The following is an 18,035-nucleotide window of genomic DNA, read 5'->3' on the forward strand; positions in this document are numbered from 1 at the left end:
AGACATGGCCAATCCCGAGAAAGCGCCGACCGAGGTTGCTGAAGAGCGCCGGGATACATCGGCCCGCAACGGCTTCAAACGGTCGATCTACAGTGTGCCGGTGACGGTCACGGTGTCGATTGGCTCGAAGCGTCTCAGCGTTTCGGAAATCCTTGAGCTGCAGCCTGAGTCGATTGTCGCCCTGACCTCGCGGATCGACGATCCGGTGGACCTGTGCATCGACAACAAGGTCATTGCCAAGGGCGAACTGGTAGAGACGGGCGATGGCACGATTGCGGTCAAGATCATCGAGATCATCGAGCGGACAACGGACGAAAATGCCTAATCTGCCCATCCTTCTCCGGTTCCTGTTGCTGGTTTCGTTGACGGCGTTCCTCGCCGGAGCAGCGCATGCGCAACAGGCTGTACCCGGACAGATCCCGGCGCTGGAAGGACTGATCAATCCGGCAGGCGACGGGCGGCTGAGCAGCTCGGTCATCCAGCTCCTGCTGATCGTCTCTGTACTGAGCCTGGTGCCCGGTATCGCGATGATGGTGACCTGCCTTCCGTTCATGGTCATCGTCTTCTCGTTCATGCGCCAGGCCATCGGCGTGCAGCAGGCGCCGCCGAACATGATGATCATGGCGCTCGCTATGTTTCTCACCTTCTTCGTGATGGAACCGGTGTTCATGACGGCGTGGGAGAACGGCATCTCCCCCTACATGGACGGGACGATCACGGAGGCGCAGGCCTGGACGGCGACAACTGATCCGTTCCGGGAATTCATGATGCGGAGGACCGATCCGGAAGCGCTGGTGGCGCTGGGCGAGGCAGTGAACCGCCCGGTGGTCGAAGGCCAGCCGCCATCCTTCTCGCTGCTGGCGACATCCTTCATGCTCAGCGAGATCAAGCACGCCTTCCAGATCGGCTTCGTGATCTTCCTCCCCTTCATGGTGATCGACCTTGTGGTCGCCTCGGTGCTGATGGCTGTCGGCATGATGATGGTGCCGCCAACCGTCGTCTCGCTTCCGTTCAAGCTCGGGTTCTTCGTCCTGGCAGATGGCTGGCTCAAGATCACTGAAGCCGTTCTCAGAGGTTATACCGGATGAACACGCCCACGAAACGCGAGACGCCGGTGCCAGGGCGCGCCGGCGCAGCCGCCCGCAGCGGCAAGACGTCGAAGATCACGCCGTCGCAGCGCGCCGCCGTGATCATTGCGCTGTTGGGGGAGGGCGCCGCCAAGCCGATCGTCGAGAAACTCGATGATGCAGCGCTCGCCAAGGTGATTACCGCGCTCGAGAACATCTCGATGCTGGCGCGCGAGGAACTGGTTGAGATCGCCATCGATTTCCTCACCCAGCTTCGCCAGAATGCAGGGTCCATGCGCGGCGGCCGTGAGCGCGCGCGGGCAGTCATGTCGGGGATCGTTGACTCGTCACGCCTGAACCTTCTCTACGGCAATGCGCCGCAGGATACCGGCGGCGGAGTGGCAGATGAGGGCGGCGACCCCTGGGAGCGCCTCCAGGCCCGCGAGCCAAGCCAGGTCGCCGAGTATCTTGGGCGCTTGCCACCCAACATCATTGCGCTGGTCCTTCGAAAGCTCGACCCCGGCATGGCCTCGAACATTCTTTGCATGCTGCCCGATGAAAAGGTCAGTCCGACGCTTGGCCAGATGGTGACGTCAAACAAGGTTGACCCCGGTATCGACAACGCAATCGAGCGGATGCTCGAGATCGAGTTCCTAAACAACAAGGAAGAAGTCGCCGCTTCGAACGATGAGTATCTTGAATCCATCGGGGAAGTGCTGAGCCTGATTCCCGACAGCAAGCGCGACAGTCTCGTCAACTTCCTGCGGACCCAGCATGAAACCAAGCTGCCGATCATCCAGAAGGGCTTGTTCACGATCGAATCCTTGCCGGAAATCCTGCCGCGAAACTCGGTGCCCATCGTATTCCGGGAGATCGACAATGCAGTGATGATCAAGGTGCTCGCCAGCCTGCAGGGAACCTACGCGTCGGTGTCGGACTACCTTCTCAGCAACATCTCCTCACGCATGGCCGATTCGCTGCGCGACGAGATCAAGGACGCGCCGGCGGCGTCACAGGAAGCCGCCGACACCTTGCAGCGCGAGTTCCTGACTTCGCTCATGGACCTCAAGCGCCGGGGCCTCATCACCATCGTGCGCCCGGCCGAAAAGCCTGAGTGAAGCCCCGAAGGGCTGATTAAACCTGCCTAGCGGATGATCAGGTCGGCGTGGATTGCGCCGGCCGTCTTCATGGCACGGATGATGTCGGCCATCTCCTGCGGGGAAACTCCCAGGGCATTGAGGCCGGCGATCAGCTGGGACAGCGACACGTTCGGCTCCAGCATGGCGATGTTCCGGCTACCGGTCTCGGTGATCTGGATGTCCGATCGCGGCAGGACGATCGTCTCGCCGTCCGAGAACGGATTGGGCTGGGAGGCGACCGGGTATTCCGTTACCTTGATCGAGATGTTGCCCTGGGCGATGGCGACTTTCGAGATCGTCACATCCTCCCCAAGCACGATGGTGCCCGACTTTTCGTCAATCACGATGCGGGCCGGGCTAGCGACCTGGATCGGCAGGTTCTCGATGCTGGCCAGCAGGCGCGACGGGGATTCGGACATGCCGCGCAGGTCGAGCTCGACCGTGCCCGGATCGCGCACCGTGGCGATCGGCACTTTCATGGACGCATTGATCGTGTCCTCTATCCGGGCGGCGGTCGTGAAGTCGGGATTGCGCAGGGCCAGCACGAGGCTGTCGCGCTGATTGAAGTTGTAATTCACTTCGCGCTCGATGCGGGCCCCGTTGGGAACGGAGCCGCCGGTCGGCGTGCCGCGTGTTTCGCGGGAAGCCTGCGCCTTCACGTCGATGCCGCTCACGAGGATGCTGCCCTGGGCGACGGCGTAGACTTCATTGTCGGCGCCTTTGAGCGGCGTCAGGATCAGTGTGCCACCTTCAAGGTTGCTGGCATCGCCGATGGAGGAAACCGAGACGTCGATGCTCGAGCCAGTGCGGGCAAACGGGGGGAGGGACGCTGTCACCAGCACGGCGGCGACGTTCTTCGGTTTGATCTCCTCGCCCTGCACGTTGACGCCGAGGCGTTCAAGCATGTGGGTGAGGGAATCTTCCGTAAACGGCGAATTGCGGACGGAGTCGCCCGTACCGTTGAGACCCACCACGATGCCGTAGCCTACAAGGTCGTTCTGGCGGACGCCTTCGACATCCACCACATCACGGATGCGGGCCTGGGCGCTTGCCGGCATCGGCAGGACCAGTGGCGAGAGCGCGAGGGCGGCAACCAGCCAGACGGACCACTTCATCGGATTACCTCATGAAATTCAGCAGGGAGAGGGAAGCGAGGCGTGACGTCAGCAAGTAGGACGCTTCCAGGTTGGATTCGAGAATCTTGAGCGCGGACGCCGCTTCGAACTGGTCCCGCGCGGTCAGGGAGTTGAACGCAGTTGTGACAATCGTCTCTTCGATGTCGAGCAGCTTCTGATCGGCCCGGATCTGCTCCTGCTTGACGCCAAGTTCCGAACGCACGTTGGTCAGGGTCACAGTTCCGGAAGAGACACGATCGGCCGCCGCGTCGACCACGTCCGGGTTAAGCGATAGGAGCACTGGCGGACTGTTGATCGGATCTGCGAGCGCCAGCACGGCAAGGCCTGAGATGATTTCTATGATCGCTGGGTTGGAGGCCGTTATAGCGTCGGGATCGGACGCTGTGTCCGCGCCGCGGTAGATTGATTGCTGCCAGCCGCCCGCAGGGTCGTTGAAATATGTGTCGATCGCTGAAGCGAAGTCTGCCGGTGTCGCAGCGCCGTCTGCTATGGTGCGTAGCTGACTCAGGAGGTCTGAAGGGTTCGGAAGGGGCAGGGTTGCGGTAGCGTCGCCGGCAAACAGGTAACGTTCACCATAGCGGACATTCAGCGCGCCAAAAATGTTCCCCAGCGCCGCCTTGGCATCCCGGGCAGCCAGCCCCTGGGCCACGAGATCGCCGCTGCCCAGCGCGATACGCATCGAAACACCGACGCCCACGGAGCGTTCGTGGAGAAGCGCCAGATTGCTCTGAGTGATATCAAGCCGTACTTCGCGCTGGCTGAGCTGCTCGCGCTCGAAGGAGATGGCATCGACGGCTTTCTGGCTGAGCATCGCGGAGCCGATGCGCCCGGAGAGGTGCGCCGTCAGATCCGAATACCGGCCGGTCGTCGCCTCCTCCGCCGTCCGCGCGATACTTTGCCGGAGGTCGGCGATGTTCTGGGTGAACTGTGCCGAAATCAGGCTGTTGGGGGGAGGGATGCGCATGGGCCTAGAGCTCCATCAACAGTTTGATCATCTGGCTTGCCACCTCGATGACACGGGCGTTGGCGGCGTAGGCCTGTTCGATCAGCATCAGGTCCTGGAGCTGGGTATCGATATCGACCCCGGTCGTGTTCTGCTCCGCTTCCATCATGATCGCGTGCTGTGTCTGGGTCGATGACATGACGGCTTCGTGCTGGATTCGTTTCTGACCGGTCATCGATGTCAGCTGGGCTACCAGTTCGTTCGAAGAGAATGCACCCATGAACCCGTTCGTGTTCATAGCGTTTATCGACGTAAAGGCATTGAACATGCCTTGCAGGATTCCGCTATATCCCGGCGGGCCCGCCGTTGCTGCGCCGATGCCGTCGCGCAGGCGGGAAAGCAGGCCGCCCTGAGACGGATCTACTGCAGCGTTAAGTGAAATGCGCCCCGCAATGCCAGGCCCCGCAGCCGGATCGCTATCGACGAAAAGGCCCGGGTCTCCGGGTGTTTTCGTCGGGTCGATCGCATCGTCAGACAGACGGCCGATGAGATCGGCTGCAATCGTGTCGAGCTGGGCACTGAGATTTGGAAGATCAGTGTCACGCAATGTGAACAGTGCGCCGAACAGGCCGCCCGAGACGGCGCCGAACGAGGCGGCGCCAGGCGTCAGGTCAAGGCCGTCCACGGTCAGGCCCGAGAGCTCCCCATCTGCCAGTGAAATATCTGGCCCGAAGGCTGCAGAGGGTGTGAACTGGATTTCACGGGCTTTGCCAGCCACGAGAAAGACGCCCTCGCTTGTCAGGACATCGATCGTACCGCTGTCACGGTCGAACGTCTGTATGGGGACGTACTCGGCAATCGTGTCGAGCACCCGCTGACGCTCGTCAATCAGGGCTGCAGCCTCGCCCGTATTGCGGTTTATGCCCGACAGGCGAGTGTTCAGTGACTCGATCTTCTTGAGCGCTGCGTTGACGATGTCCACGCCGTCTGCGATCTCGCGGTCGGCCTCGGCGCGCTGGGTCGTGACCATGTCCGAGAGATTGTTCAGTTCCGTCGTGATGCCGCGAGCGGCTTCAAGGAGGCTTGCGGCAACCGCTGGCGATTCCGGCGAGGTGATGGCGCGCGCAAGTGCAGATTCGAAGTTGGAATAGGTCTTGAACAGACCATCACCGGCAGCGGTATTCCCAATCCGCGCCGAAATGGCGCTCCAGGTCGACGACAGCACACTGGCCTGAGCGACATCACTCGTCAGCTCACGCCGCTGCGCCTTGATCTGGGTATCGGCAACGCGTGCAATGCCATCCGATGCCACGCCTGCAGTGCGCCCGCCCAGCACAGTCTCGCTGAGCGTGACCGAGCGGCGCACATAGCCGGGCGTCGTCGCGTTGGCGACGTTCGTCGCCACGATCTCGGCCCGCAGGCTGCTAACCTGGAGGCCGGACCGGGCGGCGTAGATGGCGCTGGAAAGACTCACTCAGAAGTCCGCCTTACCCTTCTGGTTTCTATCGCTTCAGGTTGGTTGTTTCCTGAAGCATCTCATCGACCGTCTGGACGATCTTCGCGTTCGACGAATAGGCCCGCTGGGTTTCGATGAGGTCGGTCAGTTCCGCCGCAATGTCTGTTGTCGACTCCATCAGCGAGTAGCCGGAAAGCCCGCCCACCGGGCCGCTGGCAGCATCCCAGAGATAGAGATTTCCGCTGGACGCGGAGACAGAATAGGACTGCGAGTCAAGCGCGCGCAGGCCGTTCATGTTCGGAACATCGCCGACAGGGATCTGGTAGAGCGTCCTGCGGAAGCCGGTGTCATAGATCGCCTGCAGGAAGCCCTTCTCGTCGATCTCGAGTGACTGCAGGTCACCGATCGGCGCGCCGTCCTTCTTGACCGATGTCGGTGCATAGGAGCCGGCAAGCTGCGTGATGCCGGCGCTGTCGCTCGGACGCCCGATGAAGACATCCACAGGGCCGTGCTGCAGGTTCAGCGAAACGCGGCCAGTCGCGGCGTCATAGGTTGCGCCGTTGGTCGCTGCGACCGAGTCGATCCGGCCGCCAGCAGAGGTGGAATCGTTGAACACGATATCGAGATCGCCGATCGACGTGGCGGGATTTCCGGCTGAATCGAACATCTGCACTTGCCACTCATTGCTGGCGCCAGCGCCGGGAACAACGGGAGTGAACTGGAAAGTGAGGGTCTGAGCGCGGCCGAGGTTATCGAAGTATTCGACGGGCAGCATGTACGGATCGCCAGGCGCACCCGTGCGGGTAGCGTCGGCGGGCAGGTTGATCCCGAGTTCGACATTCGCCGTCGGCGTTGCCGTAAACTGGGAGGTTGCAACGTTAACCGGCTCAAGATTGATACCGCTGTTGCGGCTGACATTGCCGATATCACCTGCAGAATCGGCAGGCCAGCCGAGCAGGAAAAGGCCGCTCTGGGTGCGCAGGTTGCCGTTCTGGTCCGGAAAGAAAGAACCGGTCGGCGTGAGCATCAGGTTGCGCTCGGAAGCCAGCGAAGACACACCGCTATTGTCCGTAACAGGAACAAGTCCGCGCCCTGCGACAGAAATATCGGTGGCACTTCCGGTCCGGATCAGCGATCCAGTCGCAGAAATGTCCTTGAACGTATCAACGCGGACGCCGCCGGCGGAGTAAGCCGATGTTCTTTGCTGAAGGACCATGCTGGAGAAGTCCACCAGGCTTCGCTTGTAGCCGTAGGTACCGGAGTTTGCGATGTTGTCGGAGATGGTTGCGAGGCGTGTACCGTTTACACTCAGCCCCATTACCCCTGCGTTCAGGGATGATGAAATGCTCATATCTGGTTGCTCCTGCGTCAGATAGTGACACAAAGTGGAGCGAACTCGTAAACAAGCCGATAACCCGGGTTCATACTGATTCACTTTGCAGTGTCAGGACGCCGTAACGATTTCGCCCGGCAGGCTATTCCGTCAGGATGGTGATCGAGATGCGGCGGTTCTGGGCCGCAGCCGGATTTTCCCTTATCAACGGGTCAGTATCGGCCTTGCCGGAAACTTCGCGGATACGGGTCCGGTCGATACCGGCACGCTGCAGCAGGCGGCGCGCGGTGTTTGCCCGGTCCGCTGAGAGGTTCCAGTTGTCGTAGATGGCATCGTTGCGATAGCGGCGATTGTCAGTATGACCAACGATCTTGATGTCATTCTCAAAGGTTAGGAACGCTTCCGACACCACGTCCAGGAGCTCGATCAGCAGGTCGGAAGGCTGGCTGCGGCCTACCGGAAAGAGGGGAGTGCTCTCGGAATCGACCAGTTCGATGACAATCCCTTCGGGCGACATCTTGATCATGATGTGCTCCGACAGCGCCTGGCCTTCCTCGCCCAGAGACTCCTTGAGAGACTGCAGGTTGTCGGCAATCGCCTTCTGTTCGGCTTCGGATGTCGGCGTGGACTCTGCATCCTTGGCTGTCGCGGGAGATTCTACGCTGCGTTCCTGAGAGGCGCCGGTGCCCATACGGGCCAGCGTTTCCTCGGTAAAGATCGATGATCCGTTAAGGCCGTCCGATCCACCACCGGAGATCCGGCTGATCGGAATGGTCGGGTTGAAATAGTCTGCGAGGCCCTTGCGCTGTTCTTCGGTGGTCGCGTTGAGGAGCCACATCAACAGGAAGAACGCCATCATTGCGGTCACGAAGTCGGCATATGCGACTTTCCAGGCACCGCCATGGTGGCCGTCGGCCTTTACGACCTTCTTCCTCTTTATGATGATGATCGGCTGCACAGCAGCTGATGGCTCGGACTTCATAGGGCACCTGAGTGGTTCAGGCAGACCAATTATCAGGTCATGCTCAATTTCCCGCGTACAAATCACGCACGGTTGTCGGGGCGCCGATAACCATTCTTCAACCAATTCCCGACAATCAAAGAGAGGGTTAACAACTCCCGCCCGGAAAGTTACCAATGTCCTCAGTGCTGCGCAAAAAGATCGAGGCCGGGGCAGGCATTCCCCCGACGATCCTGCAGTTCCATGAATTCTGGGAACCGCTGCAGATCAAAATTGCGGCATGGATGTTCGAAACATACGGGGTGGAAACGAAGGCTGTTCCTGACGCCCGGCGGGTCAGTACGGGCAACGCGGCCACCCACTACCTGGACAGTCTTTTGTCCTTTGCTTTCAACGGCAAGTTCTCTCCCGGCCTGTGTGCGATCAGCATCGATGAACCGGGCGCCGAATTCAACGCTGCGCAGCGCCTCCAGCAGGAGGGCGGTGGCCTCGAAGGCGTCTCGCCCCTGTTCAAGAAGCTTTTGTTCGAGACGCCTGCCATTGCCCTGTGGCGCTCGATTGCGTCAGGCTTCGAAGATCATACGGTGCTCGGGTCACATGCTCCGCTTGCGGAATTTTCCCAGGCTGCCGGCGGGTTCGAGCCTGCCCAGCGCTACCTGATGGTCGGCTTCTCGTGTTCCCGCGACGGCATGCAGGCGCGCCTCTGGATCACCTTTAACCTTGATTATGTCTTACGCCTCGCGGCGGTTCAGGCCCAGCATGCAGCCACCCAGCGCCAGACTGCTTCTTCGCTTGGGCGCGGCGCCCTGCGGGAAAGCGTCCGCTCGTCCATGATCACCATCGATGGCGTGCTCGACCGGTTAACGATGACGATCGGCGAATGTTCCCGTCTGGAAGTCGGCCAGGTTCTGGCTTTGCCGGAGGTCGACACCGCGAATGTCTCACTGCGTGCCGAAACGGTTAATGGCACCGTCGACATCGGCTTTTGCGAAATGGGCGTCTGGAAGCACCAGCGCGCCCTGAAACTAAAAACACCAATCCTTGAACCTTTTACTCGGGAATTGGCCAAACTTTAACGTCGATCCGGGCAGTGGGCTCGGGAAACGGAGACTGCAAGTGAATGCTGCGTTAGGCCTTACCATCACGATCGTCATGGTGTTCGGCGGCTACCTCATGGCAGGTGGCAAGATGGATATCATCCTTCACTCGCTGCCGTTCGAGATGATGATGATCGGTGGTGCAGCGATCGGCGCCTTTGTTGCGTCGAACGATTTCAGCACGATCAAGCACACGGGCGGCGACATCATTACGGCATTCAAGGGGCCCAAGTGGAAGAAATCCGACTATCAGGATCTCCTCTGCCTGATGCACGAGCTGCTCAACGTGATGAAGCAGAACCCGGTCGATATTGAAGCCCACATCGAAGCGCCGAATGAGTCTTCGATCTTCACGAAATACCCGCGCATTCTGAAAGACCACGACGCCATCGAGATGATCTGTGACACGATCCGTTCGATGATCATGAACTACGACAATGTTCATCAGGTCGAAGAGTTGCTTGAGAAGCATCTGGAGAGCCTGCAGGAAGACAAGCTGCACGGATCTCACGCCCTGCAAAGCATGGCTGACGCGCTGCCGGCGCTCGGTATCGTGGCCGCCGTGCTCGGCGTTATCAAGACGATGGCTTCTATCGACAAGCCGCCGGAAGTCCTGGGGGGCATGATCGGCGGCGCGCTCGTCGGCACCTTCCTCGGCGTGTTCCTTGCCTATGGCGTGGTTGGCCCCTTTGCCGCCCGCGTCAAGCATACACGCATGGAAGAGCACACGTTCTACGCCATGATCGGTGAAGTGCTGGTGTCCAGTCTCCACAAGAATCCGGTCAACATGTGTGTGGAAGTGGCCCGCCGCCATGCTCCGTCGCGCGTGCGCCCGTCGTTTGACGAGATCGAACAGCGGCTCAAGGAGCTGAAGCAAGCGGCATGAGGCGTTTCGTCTGGATCCTGGTCGGAAGCATGCTCCTGGCTCCGCCAGGGCTTGCGCTCAAGCCAAATCCGGAGGAGCCGGCGGCGGATGCGCGCCGCTCCGAACTTTCTGATGAACTTGGCGCATTCGTTCGGCAGGCCGTCAATGAGGGCTTGCTCGATCCTGTTGGCACGAAGGCGGCCGAAGACAGAAAAGCGGCGCAGGAGCTTCCGGTCGTCACGGAGCCTGCCGCTGCGCAAGCGGCGCCGCCGCCTGAGGCTGGTCCGATTGACTGTTCAAAGCCCTATCCCCTTGATTTCGAGGCCTTTGGCGCGCTCGCAAGCTATCACGATATCTACGCCTACCGGGAAGATTCGCCGGTGGCGGGCGAGACCGGTGACGGCAGCAATCCCGGCCTCACGCTGGCGCGCGCTTACCTCTCTCTCGATCTCGCATCCGAAGCGGCCATGACGGTGAAGTCGGGACGAGACCAGGACGCCGTTGCCTTGCGCCACCTGGCCGACCTTCTGGATGGGCGCAGCACGGCTTCCGTCGAGTACTTCAGTGAACTGACGGCCTGCTATCCGGAAGCGGGCCTCTGGCTCGGGCTGGCTCTGATTTCGCGACGCGACGGATCGGCCGCGCCCCTGATCGAGGCGAACCTGACCGGTTTTCGCAAGCTGCCGCTGCAACTGCGTGACCGGGCAGCAATGATCGCCATTCCGGAGCTTGACGGTCTCGGGGAGCGCACGCTTGCTCAGCTTCTGTTCGCCAGTTTCACAGAAGAAGAAGTGGCCAACTCGACTCAGCTGCGCTTCTCCAAGGCCGTCCTTGAACTTGCCAGTGGTGATCCGGAGGCAGAGCAACTGATCGGTCAGTTCCTGATTCAGGCGCGTTTCCAGGAGCCAGCCCTGTCTGCGCTCGTGCGTTACAAACGGCCGGTAAATGCGGCGGTTCGCGAGATCCTCATCGATGACATGGTCAACCGGATCGAGCTGGCCCAGCAGGACGCCGATGTCCGCAACGATCTGCGCTTCGTGCTCGACGAGATGAGCAATGCCTCGATGTACGTGCCGATGTTAAAACTGGCCGAGCTGCCGAGCATGCAGTCCCCGGAAGCGCGCGCTGAACTCACGAACCATCTCGCCGCCAGCCTGAAGCGGGATCTGGCGAGCGACGAGTCGCTGCACAATCTTGCGGCCATCGAAGCCCTGATCAAGGATCCGGGACTGCTGGACGCCGCACCGGAACGAGCCGCACTCTACGAAACCGCGACCGTTGTGGCTGTCAGGCTGGGCTTCGGCTCGCTCGGCGACGCGCTGGCGAACAAGGCGGAAGGTGGGGAAGGGGTTGCTGAGCAGCGCGCGGTTCTCGCCTATCGGCAGAAGCAAGTCGACGAAGTCTTCACCCTCGCAGCGCGCTATCCCGCCAATCAGAAGATCACCCTGATCGCTGCCCGCGCCGCTATCGACGCGCAGGACAAGGCGAAGCTCTCAGTCTATGAGTCCCGCCTGACCTTGGCGCCGGAGACCGTCCTTGCACTGATTGAGCAGGATGCGGAAGCCGCACGCTGGATTGTATCCGAAAAGATATTTCAGGCAGCAGCCAAGCTGACCGACAAAGATCAGAAAAGCCGGGTGGACAGGGTTCTTCGCCTCAAGCAGGCAAGTCCGCCAGCAGCGGCTCCCGGCCGCGTGAACATGTCGAGCATTCCGGGGAAACTGGACCGCTCGCGCCAGTCGCTCGAACAGATGACCGGAGGGGCACCCTAGATGTCGAACGCCATTTACGCCTCTCTCACGCGTCAGCAAGGCCTGATGCAGGAGATGCAGGTGGTCGCGAACAACCTCGCGAACTCCAGCACCACCGGCTACAAGACCGACCGCGCCATCTTCGCAGAGTTCCTTGTCGGCACGGGGCCTTCACAGGATTCTCTCTCGATGGGCGGTCTTGCCGGCCACGCCTTCAAGATGGAACAGGGCTCACTGAAATTCACCGGTGGCCAGTTCGATATCGCCGTACAGGGCGAAGGCTTCTTCGTGCTCCAGACTGCGCAGGGACCTCGTCTGACGCGGGCCGGCCATTTCCAGCTGTCGCCGGAAAGCACGCTCGTCGATCCCTTCGGCAATGCGGTGCTGGGCACGGGCGGAAACCCGATCACCATTCCGCAAGAAGCCTCCAACGTGTCGATCGGCAATGACGGCTCGATTTCCGCCGACGGTCAATTGATTGACCGCGTCGGTGTCGTGCTTCCGCAGGGCCAGCTGCAGCGCGATTCCAATACGCTGTTTGCGGCGCCGGAAGGCTTCGCACAGTTTGAAGAGGCAAATGTCGTCCAGGGCGCACTCGAGCAATCGAATGTGCTGCCGGTGCTCGAAGTTGCCCGCATGATCGAGGTCCAGCGCGCCTATGAGGCGGGTCAGGCCATGCTGGAACGTGAAGACCAGCGCATCACCCAGCTCATCAGCGCCGTGCGCGAGCGCTAACGTCAAAGGATTGAGGAGAACCCCATGAAGTCCTTGCAGATCGCAGCCTCCGGGATGGCGGCCCAGCAGACGCGGGTCACCGTGATTTCGAACAACATCGCCAACATGAGCACGGCGGCCTATCGCCCGCGCGTCGCCGAGTTCTCGGATCTGATGTATCAGCAGTATCTGACGCCGGGCACGATCACCTCCCAGGTAGGGACCGTGGTACCAGCCGGGATCCAGATTGGCACCGGCGTGCGTCCGTCGACGGTGTCGATGGAGATTACGCAAGGCGCACTGCGCCAGACAGATGCCGAGCTGGACCTCGCAATTGATGGGGCCGGGTTCCTCGAACTCACGCTGCCGTCTGGGGAGCCGGCCTATACCCGCGACGGCAAGCTAAATCGCAGCCCGACCGGCGAAGTCGTCACCATGGACGGATTCCCGTTGGCAGACGGGATCGTGATCCCGGAAGACGCTCGCCGCATCTCGATCAGCCGGGACGGCGAAGTGGTTGCCTATTTTGCCGATGGTACGGAAGGCCAGCCTATCGGCACGATTTCGCTCGTCCGCTTTGTGAACGAGAAGGGCCTCGAGGCGTTGGGGGACAACATGTTCCGCGAAACAGAAGCCTCCGGTCCCGCCAACCGGCTCGTTCCGGGTACGGAAGGCGTAGGATTTATCCGGCAGGGCTTCCTTGAAGATTCCGGTGTGGACGTGGTCAAGGAGATTGCGGACCTGATCGAGGCCCAACGCGGCTATGAGCTGAATTCCAAGGTCATCACGGCGTCTGACGAGATGATGGCCGCCACAACGAGAATGAGGTAGCACCATGTCCATGCTCGCCGCACTCGGCCTTGGGGCCATCGTGACATTCAGCGGGGCGTCCTCCCTCGTTGCCGCCGAAGTGATCCGTGCCGGCGACAGCGTCACGGTTTCGAATGCTGAACTGCCGGAAGGGGAGAGCCCCGAGGCCTATGACACGTTCGCCGGACGCGAAGTGAAGCGCACCCTCTATGCAGGCCAGCCGATCACTCTGGAGAATACGAGGCCAGCCCGTCTCGTGACACGCAATCAGGTGGTGACGATCAAGTACATCAAGGGCCCGCTCGAGATCTCGACCACCGGCCGCGCCATGGGCGAAGCCGCCCTCAACGAAACCGTATCCGTCCTGAACCTGCAATCCCGTCAGCTGGTTCAAGGCGTTGTCCAGGCAGACGGATGGGTACTCGCACAATGAAACGCATCTCTTCCCTGTCTCTCGCCGCATTCGCCCTGACAGCCTGCGCGAGCTCACCGCACGAGGACGTCAAGCTCGCCCCGGCGCAGTTCGACACCTATACCGGTCCCTGGGCGACCGATGTCGGCGATGTGGCCAAAGCGGAGAACGCTTCACTGTGGGCCACTTCGTCAGACTCGCTGCTCAGCATGCGCCGCGCCAAGGATGTTGGCGACCTTCTGACCGTCGTTGTCGAAATGAATGACAAGGCGAGCCTACAGAGCTCGCTGACGCGCAACCGCGATTCCAGCGAGGATATGAACATAGACTCCTTCCTCGGCCTTCCGGAATGGGCCAACGGTGTCCTGCCCGGCGGTGCCTCGCTGTCGCCCGCGTATGAGTATGACCGCAATTCCAATCTCGCCGGTTCGGGCGCCGTGAACCGGGCGGAGAAGGTGACCTTTACGCTTGCCGCCCGCGTTGTCGGCATCGAGCCCAACGGGAACCTCGTGATCCGCGGCTATCAGCAGACGCAGGTCAGCAATGAAGTCCGCTACCTGACAGTTGCCGGCGTCATCCGTGCCCAGGACATCACACGCACCAACACGGTCTCGTATGAGAAGATCGCTGATGCCCAGATTGCGTATGTGAGCAGCGGCGAAGCGACGGCCAACACCGAAATGAAAGCCATTCCGAAACTGCTCGACCGGTACAATCCCTTCTAGGCGTCTTCCATGAAGAACATCATCACGGCCATCATCGCAATCGCCTGCATCGTGGCAGGTGGGGTAGGGGGGCATTTCCTCCGCTCCATGGGCAGCAGCGAGCCAAAGGCTGAAAAGCACGGCGAGGAAAAGTCCGAAGGCGGGCATGCCGAGAAGAAGGACGATCACGCCAAACCAGAGAAGAAGGCGGACAAGAAGGAAGCCAAGGCTGACGGCCATGGCAAGTCCGGCGGTGACGGGCACGGCGCCGAAGGCGGCGCAAGTGGCGGCGTCATCTACTTCAAGTTCAGCCGTGAGTTCGTGGTTCCGGTCGTCAGTCAGGGCCGTGTCACCAGCCTGGTGATCATCAACCTGAACCTCGAAGCCGACGCAGACATGTCCCAGAAGCTGTTCGAGATGGAACCCAAGCTGCGGGACAATATCATGACGACGCTGATCACCATCAGCAATGATGGCAAGACGTTTGAATCAATGACTGACGTGGAGAACTACGAGTCCATCCGCAGCATGGTCATGATGAACCTGAAGAGCGTGATGTCGACCGGCATTCACAACGTGCTGATCGTGGATCTCGCGAAGCAGGATCTCTGAGCGGCCTTCATGAGGTCCAGAGAGCCAGGCTCACCCGATCTTCTTCACCTTGCCGAGTTCACTGGCCAACTGGGCCGCCGTGTTGGCGATCAGGACGCCGCCTTCACTGCTGATCGATGTAACAGTCGTGATCACATGCGGAGACGTCTTGCCGAGCAGCTGATTGCTCTCGCCATAGTGACTGATGCTGAAGTCGAAGATGTCGCCCGATTTGGCAGTCAGCCCCGACTGCAGCCGGCCGTCCCACGCATGAACATCCGAGTCCGGATCAAGTTCTTCCGTCCAGACCGCCTGGCCATCGGCATTCTTGATCGTCAGGATGCTGCGCTCGGTGCCCGCGGGTGGCTCAAGGCTGAAATTGACGCTTGAGCCAGTGTAGGGCAGGCGCGGCGCCTCGATCGATACGGCCTGGCCGAGCCACTGGCTCGCAAGCAGGCCCGTCATGTCGTTCATCATCGTCGCCATTGACTCGAGCGCCGAGTTCGAGCGCACCTGTTGTTCGAGCGTCGAGAATGTCGCGAGCTGCTCGACAAACTGGGTCGAGTCGAGAGGAGCCAGGGGGTCCTGGTTGCGCATCTGGGCCGTCAGCAGCTTGATGAAGGTCTGGAACTCTTCACCCATCGCTGGTGCTGCTGTCGTTGCGCTCGTGTTTGTCTGTGGCGCCGTGTAGCTGGTGTTGACGGTGGTCATGCTGGAATTCCTAAAGCCGGATATCGAGACGGCCGCCCGGTAGGGTGCGGGCGCCAGGGATGGAGTCTGTTGAAGCGTTGACAGCCAGGCTGGCCGCGCCGACATCGCCGAGTGCGGCCGCGCGCGCAAAGGGATTTGGCGGCGGCGACTGCGGCGAGCCCTGCTGCTGATGCTGGAAGCTCAGATTCTCACTGCCGATGCCGTGGCGCTCAAGGCTCTGGACCAGTTCCAAATGCATTTGCCGGAGCTGGCGCATGGCCTCAGGTGTTTCGCTGGTGATCGTGACCTGCTGCAAGCCCTGTGCATCGAATTTGAAGTCGATGGAGACCCGGCCGAGTTCTGGCGGATCCAGCTGGACGACGATCCGATCGGATTGTCCGTCGTCGGCGGTTTTGGTGACGATATCGACAATCTGGGCAGGGGAGGCGGTGACAACGGCGAAGGCTGGCGCGCTGGGGACCAGGCTCGGCGTTGCAGCGGTGGCCTGCGGCGTTGCCGGCGCAGCGACGGCGGCAAGTGTCTGTGTGCCGGTGACGGTTGTGCTGTTCAGGCCGGCGGCATCTAACGGGGCGCCTTTGCCGGAGATCTCCAGGAGGGGAGCCACTTCGGTCTCCGCAAGCTGCGCATTTGGCGGGGCGAGTTGCTCGCCATTGCGCGGCAAGATCGCGGAGGCATCGGGCTGCGCTGCCGCTTCGGTCTGATGGGTTTGCCGGGCGACCGGCGCCTTTGAGGCCGCTGAGGCGGGCGCCGGTGAGGCGCCGGGGACGGCTGCAATCGCTGGCAGGGCTGCCACAATCTCGTCCGGGGCAGCGGTCGGCGCCGGCACGGGCGCGCGACTGGCATCGGCCACATGATGCACAGGTTGGGCGGCGGCCTGCGCAGTAATCTTGCTCATCTCCTCGGCCGGGGGCCGGGGTTCATTGTCAGCAGTCAGGGCAGTTCCGGCGGCAGCAGAAGCTGTTGCTTCGGTTGTACTGGCTGGTTGCACGCGCGGCGGTGAGGCCGCGTCAGTGCCTGCTTCCTGGCCCGGAGCGATTTCAGCCTGCGCTTCGACGCCTTCGCGGACAATCTGCCGGTCTAAGACAATCTCGCTCTTCAGGATGGCTGCGGCAGCGTCTGCGCCCAGGGGTTCGGCCGCGGCCGCATCGACCAGGTCGCTCTCCGGCAAGACAGCCGGCCCGGCGATGTCAGCCGGCAGGACAAGCGCCATGGCCGCGGTGGTTGCTTCAGGCGATACGGCTGGCGTGTCGGCGGCTTCAGCATCCCGCGCGCGCGCAAGACTGCTGGCGAAAGCTTCGCCGCTGCCCGCCTTTGCCGGCTTCCGGTCCGGAGAATCGGCGGCCAGGGATGTGTTGAGGCTTCTGAAGTCTGCTTCGAGCGCGATCGCCATCTAACATCCGTTCGACTGTCGTTAACGATACTACAACCATGCGCCGTAAAATATGCGTTAATCGAACGCGCCATTTTGGTAACTTCGTGCACGGATCATGCGCCGGGAGCCAGGAATGATACCTTCAGCCTCACTAAGCTTTGACGCCGGCGCCATTCGCTCTGCGGCTCCGGAAATCCTCAAGGCTCCGGAGGAAAAGCAGGCTTCGGAAATCAAGGTCCGTTTCGAGCAGATGCTTTGGGCTGAAATGCTGAGCCATGCCGGGCTGGAAAAGGCATTCACGCAAGGGGGAGGGGAGGCAGCATCTGCATTCTCCCGCTATGTTGTGGAATCAATTGCCAGGGATCTTGCCGAGAAACATCCGATGGGGCTGGCCGAGAAGGTGGAGCTCGGTCCTGAGGCGCCATCCGCACAGGAGACGCCGGCATGAATACAGCCATGACAGATCCGGTATTCGTCAGGCTTGCCGATGTTCTTGAGCATGAGCGAGAGCTTTTGCTGACGGGGCAGGCCGCAGGCGCGGCAGCCCTGATCGAAGAGAAGATGATGGCGCTCCAGGATTTTGAATCCCTTCTGCAGTCGACGGATGTCGCGGCCGCTCCCTTCGGCGTTCGGCGGGCCATCGAAGCAATCATTCAGCTGGCGGAGGAAAATGCAGCGCACATGGAAGCGATACGAAATGGCATACGGCACGCCGTCAACCGGCTCGAGGCCATCAGCTCATCTGCGCATGTTGGCTCATACCGGTTCGATGGTGCTCAGATGTCGTTTACCAACGCAATCGGCTCATTCAATAAGAAAGCGTGATGCGAATTAACGCAACTTTCAAACTTAGGGCGTAATCAGGTTTTTGAAACCTAGAGTGGTTCCGGGGATTTGCCCCACTGTCAGGACGACAAACCTAACCCGATCCAGCCGCGCTGCATGCGACGGCTATTCTCAACAAGGAAAAAAG

20 protein-coding genes are annotated in these 18,035 nt (G+C 61.1%); 13 read left to right on the plus strand and 7 right to left on the minus strand.

The annotated features are described in order from the left end of the window. The first annotated feature begins 4 nt into the window (after window positions 1–4). Genes Q0C17_RS09885 through Q0C17_RS09895 form a run of 3 tightly spaced genes read left to right on the plus strand, consistent with a single transcriptional unit; the run spans window position 5 to window position 2,185 of the window. A complete protein-coding gene (locus Q0C17_RS09885; RefSeq protein WP_291205183.1) occupies window positions 5–325 on the plus strand; it encodes a FliM/FliN family flagellar motor switch protein in 321 nt (106 codons plus the stop codon). Next, the gene (locus Q0C17_RS09890; protein WP_291205186.1) at window positions 318–1,088 is read left to right on the plus strand and encodes a flagellar type III secretion system pore protein FliP; all 771 of its coding nucleotides are present in this window, start codon (window positions 318–320) and stop codon (window positions 1,086–1,088) included. The genes Q0C17_RS09885 and Q0C17_RS09890 overlap by 8 nt, the downstream gene beginning before the upstream one ends. Then, window positions 1,085–2,185, plus strand: coding sequence for a FliG C-terminal domain-containing protein (locus Q0C17_RS09895; RefSeq protein ID WP_291205189.1), 1,101 nt, complete (start codon window positions 1,085–1,087; stop codon window positions 2,183–2,185). The genes Q0C17_RS09890 and Q0C17_RS09895 overlap by 4 nt, the downstream gene beginning before the upstream one ends. A 26-nt stretch (window positions 2,186–2,211) precedes the next feature. Here the strand turns inward: Q0C17_RS09895 and Q0C17_RS09900 are convergent, their stop codons facing one another. The 5 genes from Q0C17_RS09900 to Q0C17_RS09920 all read right to left on the minus strand — a co-directional run bounded on the left by Q0C17_RS09900 (window position 2,212) and on the right by Q0C17_RS09920 (window position 8,056). Next, window positions 2,212–3,321 carry a flagellar basal body P-ring protein FlgI gene (locus Q0C17_RS09900; RefSeq protein ID WP_291205192.1) on the minus strand — a complete coding sequence of 370 codons (1,110 nt, stop codon included), beginning with the start codon at window positions 3,319–3,321 and terminating at the stop codon, window positions 2,212–2,214. A gap of 4 nt (window positions 3,322–3,325) precedes the next feature. Beyond that, the gene (locus tag Q0C17_RS09905) at window positions 3,326–4,306 is read right to left on the minus strand and encodes a flagellin (RefSeq protein ID WP_291205195.1); all 981 of its coding nucleotides are present in this window, start codon (window positions 4,304–4,306) and stop codon (window positions 3,326–3,328) included. Between the two features lie 4 nt (window positions 4,307–4,310). Then, entirely contained in the window at window positions 4,311–5,759 is a 1,449-nt protein-coding gene (gene flgK / locus Q0C17_RS09910) for a flagellar hook-associated protein FlgK (protein WP_291205198.1), read from the minus strand. A gap of 28 nt (window positions 5,760–5,787) precedes the next feature. Next, window positions 5,788–7,092 carry a flagellar hook protein FlgE gene (locus Q0C17_RS09915; RefSeq protein WP_291205200.1) on the minus strand — a complete coding sequence of 435 codons (1,305 nt, stop codon included), beginning with the start codon at window positions 7,090–7,092 and terminating at the stop codon, window positions 5,788–5,790. A gap of 124 nt (window positions 7,093–7,216) precedes the next feature. Further along, window positions 7,217–8,056, minus strand: coding sequence for a flagellar motor protein MotB (locus Q0C17_RS09920; RefSeq protein WP_291205203.1), 840 nt, complete (start codon window positions 8,054–8,056; stop codon window positions 7,217–7,219). A 155-nt stretch (window positions 8,057–8,211) separates the two neighbouring features. On the opposite strand from Q0C17_RS09920, the gene Q0C17_RS09925 reads away from it, so the two are divergent. Genes Q0C17_RS09925 through Q0C17_RS09960 form a run of 8 tightly spaced genes read left to right on the plus strand, consistent with a single transcriptional unit; the run spans window position 8,212 to window position 15,000 of the window. Beyond that, on the plus strand, window positions 8,212–9,111 hold the full coding sequence (locus tag Q0C17_RS09925) for a FliM/FliN family flagellar motor C-terminal domain-containing protein (RefSeq protein WP_291205206.1): 900 nt from the start codon (window positions 8,212–8,214) through the stop codon (window positions 9,109–9,111). A gap of 40 nt (window positions 9,112–9,151) precedes the next feature. Beyond that, window positions 9,152–10,018, plus strand: a complete 867-nt coding sequence (gene motA / locus Q0C17_RS09930; RefSeq protein WP_291205209.1) for a flagellar motor stator protein MotA — start codon at window positions 9,152–9,154, stop codon at window positions 10,016–10,018. Further along, window positions 10,015–11,769: a hypothetical protein gene (locus tag Q0C17_RS09935; RefSeq protein WP_291205212.1), complete on the plus strand. Its 1,755-nt coding sequence runs from the start codon at window positions 10,015–10,017 to the stop codon at window positions 11,767–11,769. Before motA ends, Q0C17_RS09935 begins: the two co-directional genes overlap by 4 nt. After that, a complete protein-coding gene (locus Q0C17_RS09940; protein WP_291205215.1) occupies window positions 11,770–12,483 on the plus strand; it encodes a flagellar hook-basal body complex protein in 714 nt (237 codons plus the stop codon). It begins immediately after the preceding gene. A gap of 24 nt (window positions 12,484–12,507) precedes the next feature. Beyond that, complete coding sequence (gene flgG / locus Q0C17_RS09945) at window positions 12,508–13,293, plus strand: flagellar basal-body rod protein FlgG (protein ID WP_291205217.1); 786 nt, start codon at window positions 12,508–12,510, stop codon at window positions 13,291–13,293. Window positions 13,294–13,297: 4 nt separating this feature from the next. Then, window positions 13,298–13,705 (plus strand): flagellar basal body P-ring formation chaperone FlgA, encoded by a 408-nt coding sequence (flgA, locus tag Q0C17_RS09950; protein WP_291205219.1) that lies wholly within the window; start codon window positions 13,298–13,300, stop codon window positions 13,703–13,705. Then, window positions 13,702–14,409 (plus strand): flagellar basal body L-ring protein FlgH, encoded by a 708-nt coding sequence (locus Q0C17_RS09955; RefSeq protein WP_291205222.1) that lies wholly within the window; start codon window positions 13,702–13,704, stop codon window positions 14,407–14,409. The genes flgA and Q0C17_RS09955 overlap by 4 nt, the downstream gene beginning before the upstream one ends. A 9-nt stretch (window positions 14,410–14,418) precedes the next feature. After that, window positions 14,419–15,000 carry a hypothetical protein gene (locus tag Q0C17_RS09960; RefSeq protein WP_291205225.1) on the plus strand — a complete coding sequence of 194 codons (582 nt, stop codon included), beginning with the start codon at window positions 14,419–14,421 and terminating at the stop codon, window positions 14,998–15,000. A gap of 30 nt (window positions 15,001–15,030) precedes the next feature. Here Q0C17_RS09960 and Q0C17_RS09965 read toward each other — a convergent pair whose 3' ends face one another. Then, on the minus strand, window positions 15,031–15,690 hold the full coding sequence (locus Q0C17_RS09965) for a flagellar hook capping FlgD N-terminal domain-containing protein (RefSeq protein ID WP_291205228.1): 660 nt from the start codon (window positions 15,688–15,690) through the stop codon (window positions 15,031–15,033). A gap of 10 nt (window positions 15,691–15,700) precedes the next feature. Continuing rightward, a complete protein-coding gene (locus tag Q0C17_RS09970; protein WP_291205231.1) occupies window positions 15,701–17,080 on the minus strand; it encodes a flagellar hook-length control protein FliK in 1,380 nt (459 codons plus the stop codon). Between the two features lie 115 nt (window positions 17,081–17,195). Between Q0C17_RS09970 and Q0C17_RS09975 the strand changes: the two genes are divergently transcribed. Continuing rightward, entirely contained in the window at window positions 17,196–17,510 is a 315-nt protein-coding gene (locus Q0C17_RS09975) for a hypothetical protein (protein WP_291205234.1), read from the plus strand. Continuing rightward, complete coding sequence (locus Q0C17_RS09980; protein ID WP_291205237.1) at window positions 17,507–17,887, plus strand: hypothetical protein; 381 nt, start codon at window positions 17,507–17,509, stop codon at window positions 17,885–17,887. The genes Q0C17_RS09975 and Q0C17_RS09980 overlap by 4 nt, the downstream gene beginning before the upstream one ends. Window positions 17,888–18,035: the final 148 nt, after the last annotated feature.

The sequence above is a fragment of the Hyphomonas sp. genome (assembly GCF_022844445.1).
Taxonomy (GTDB): domain Bacteria; phylum Pseudomonadota; class Alphaproteobacteria; order Caulobacterales; family Hyphomonadaceae; genus Hyphomonas.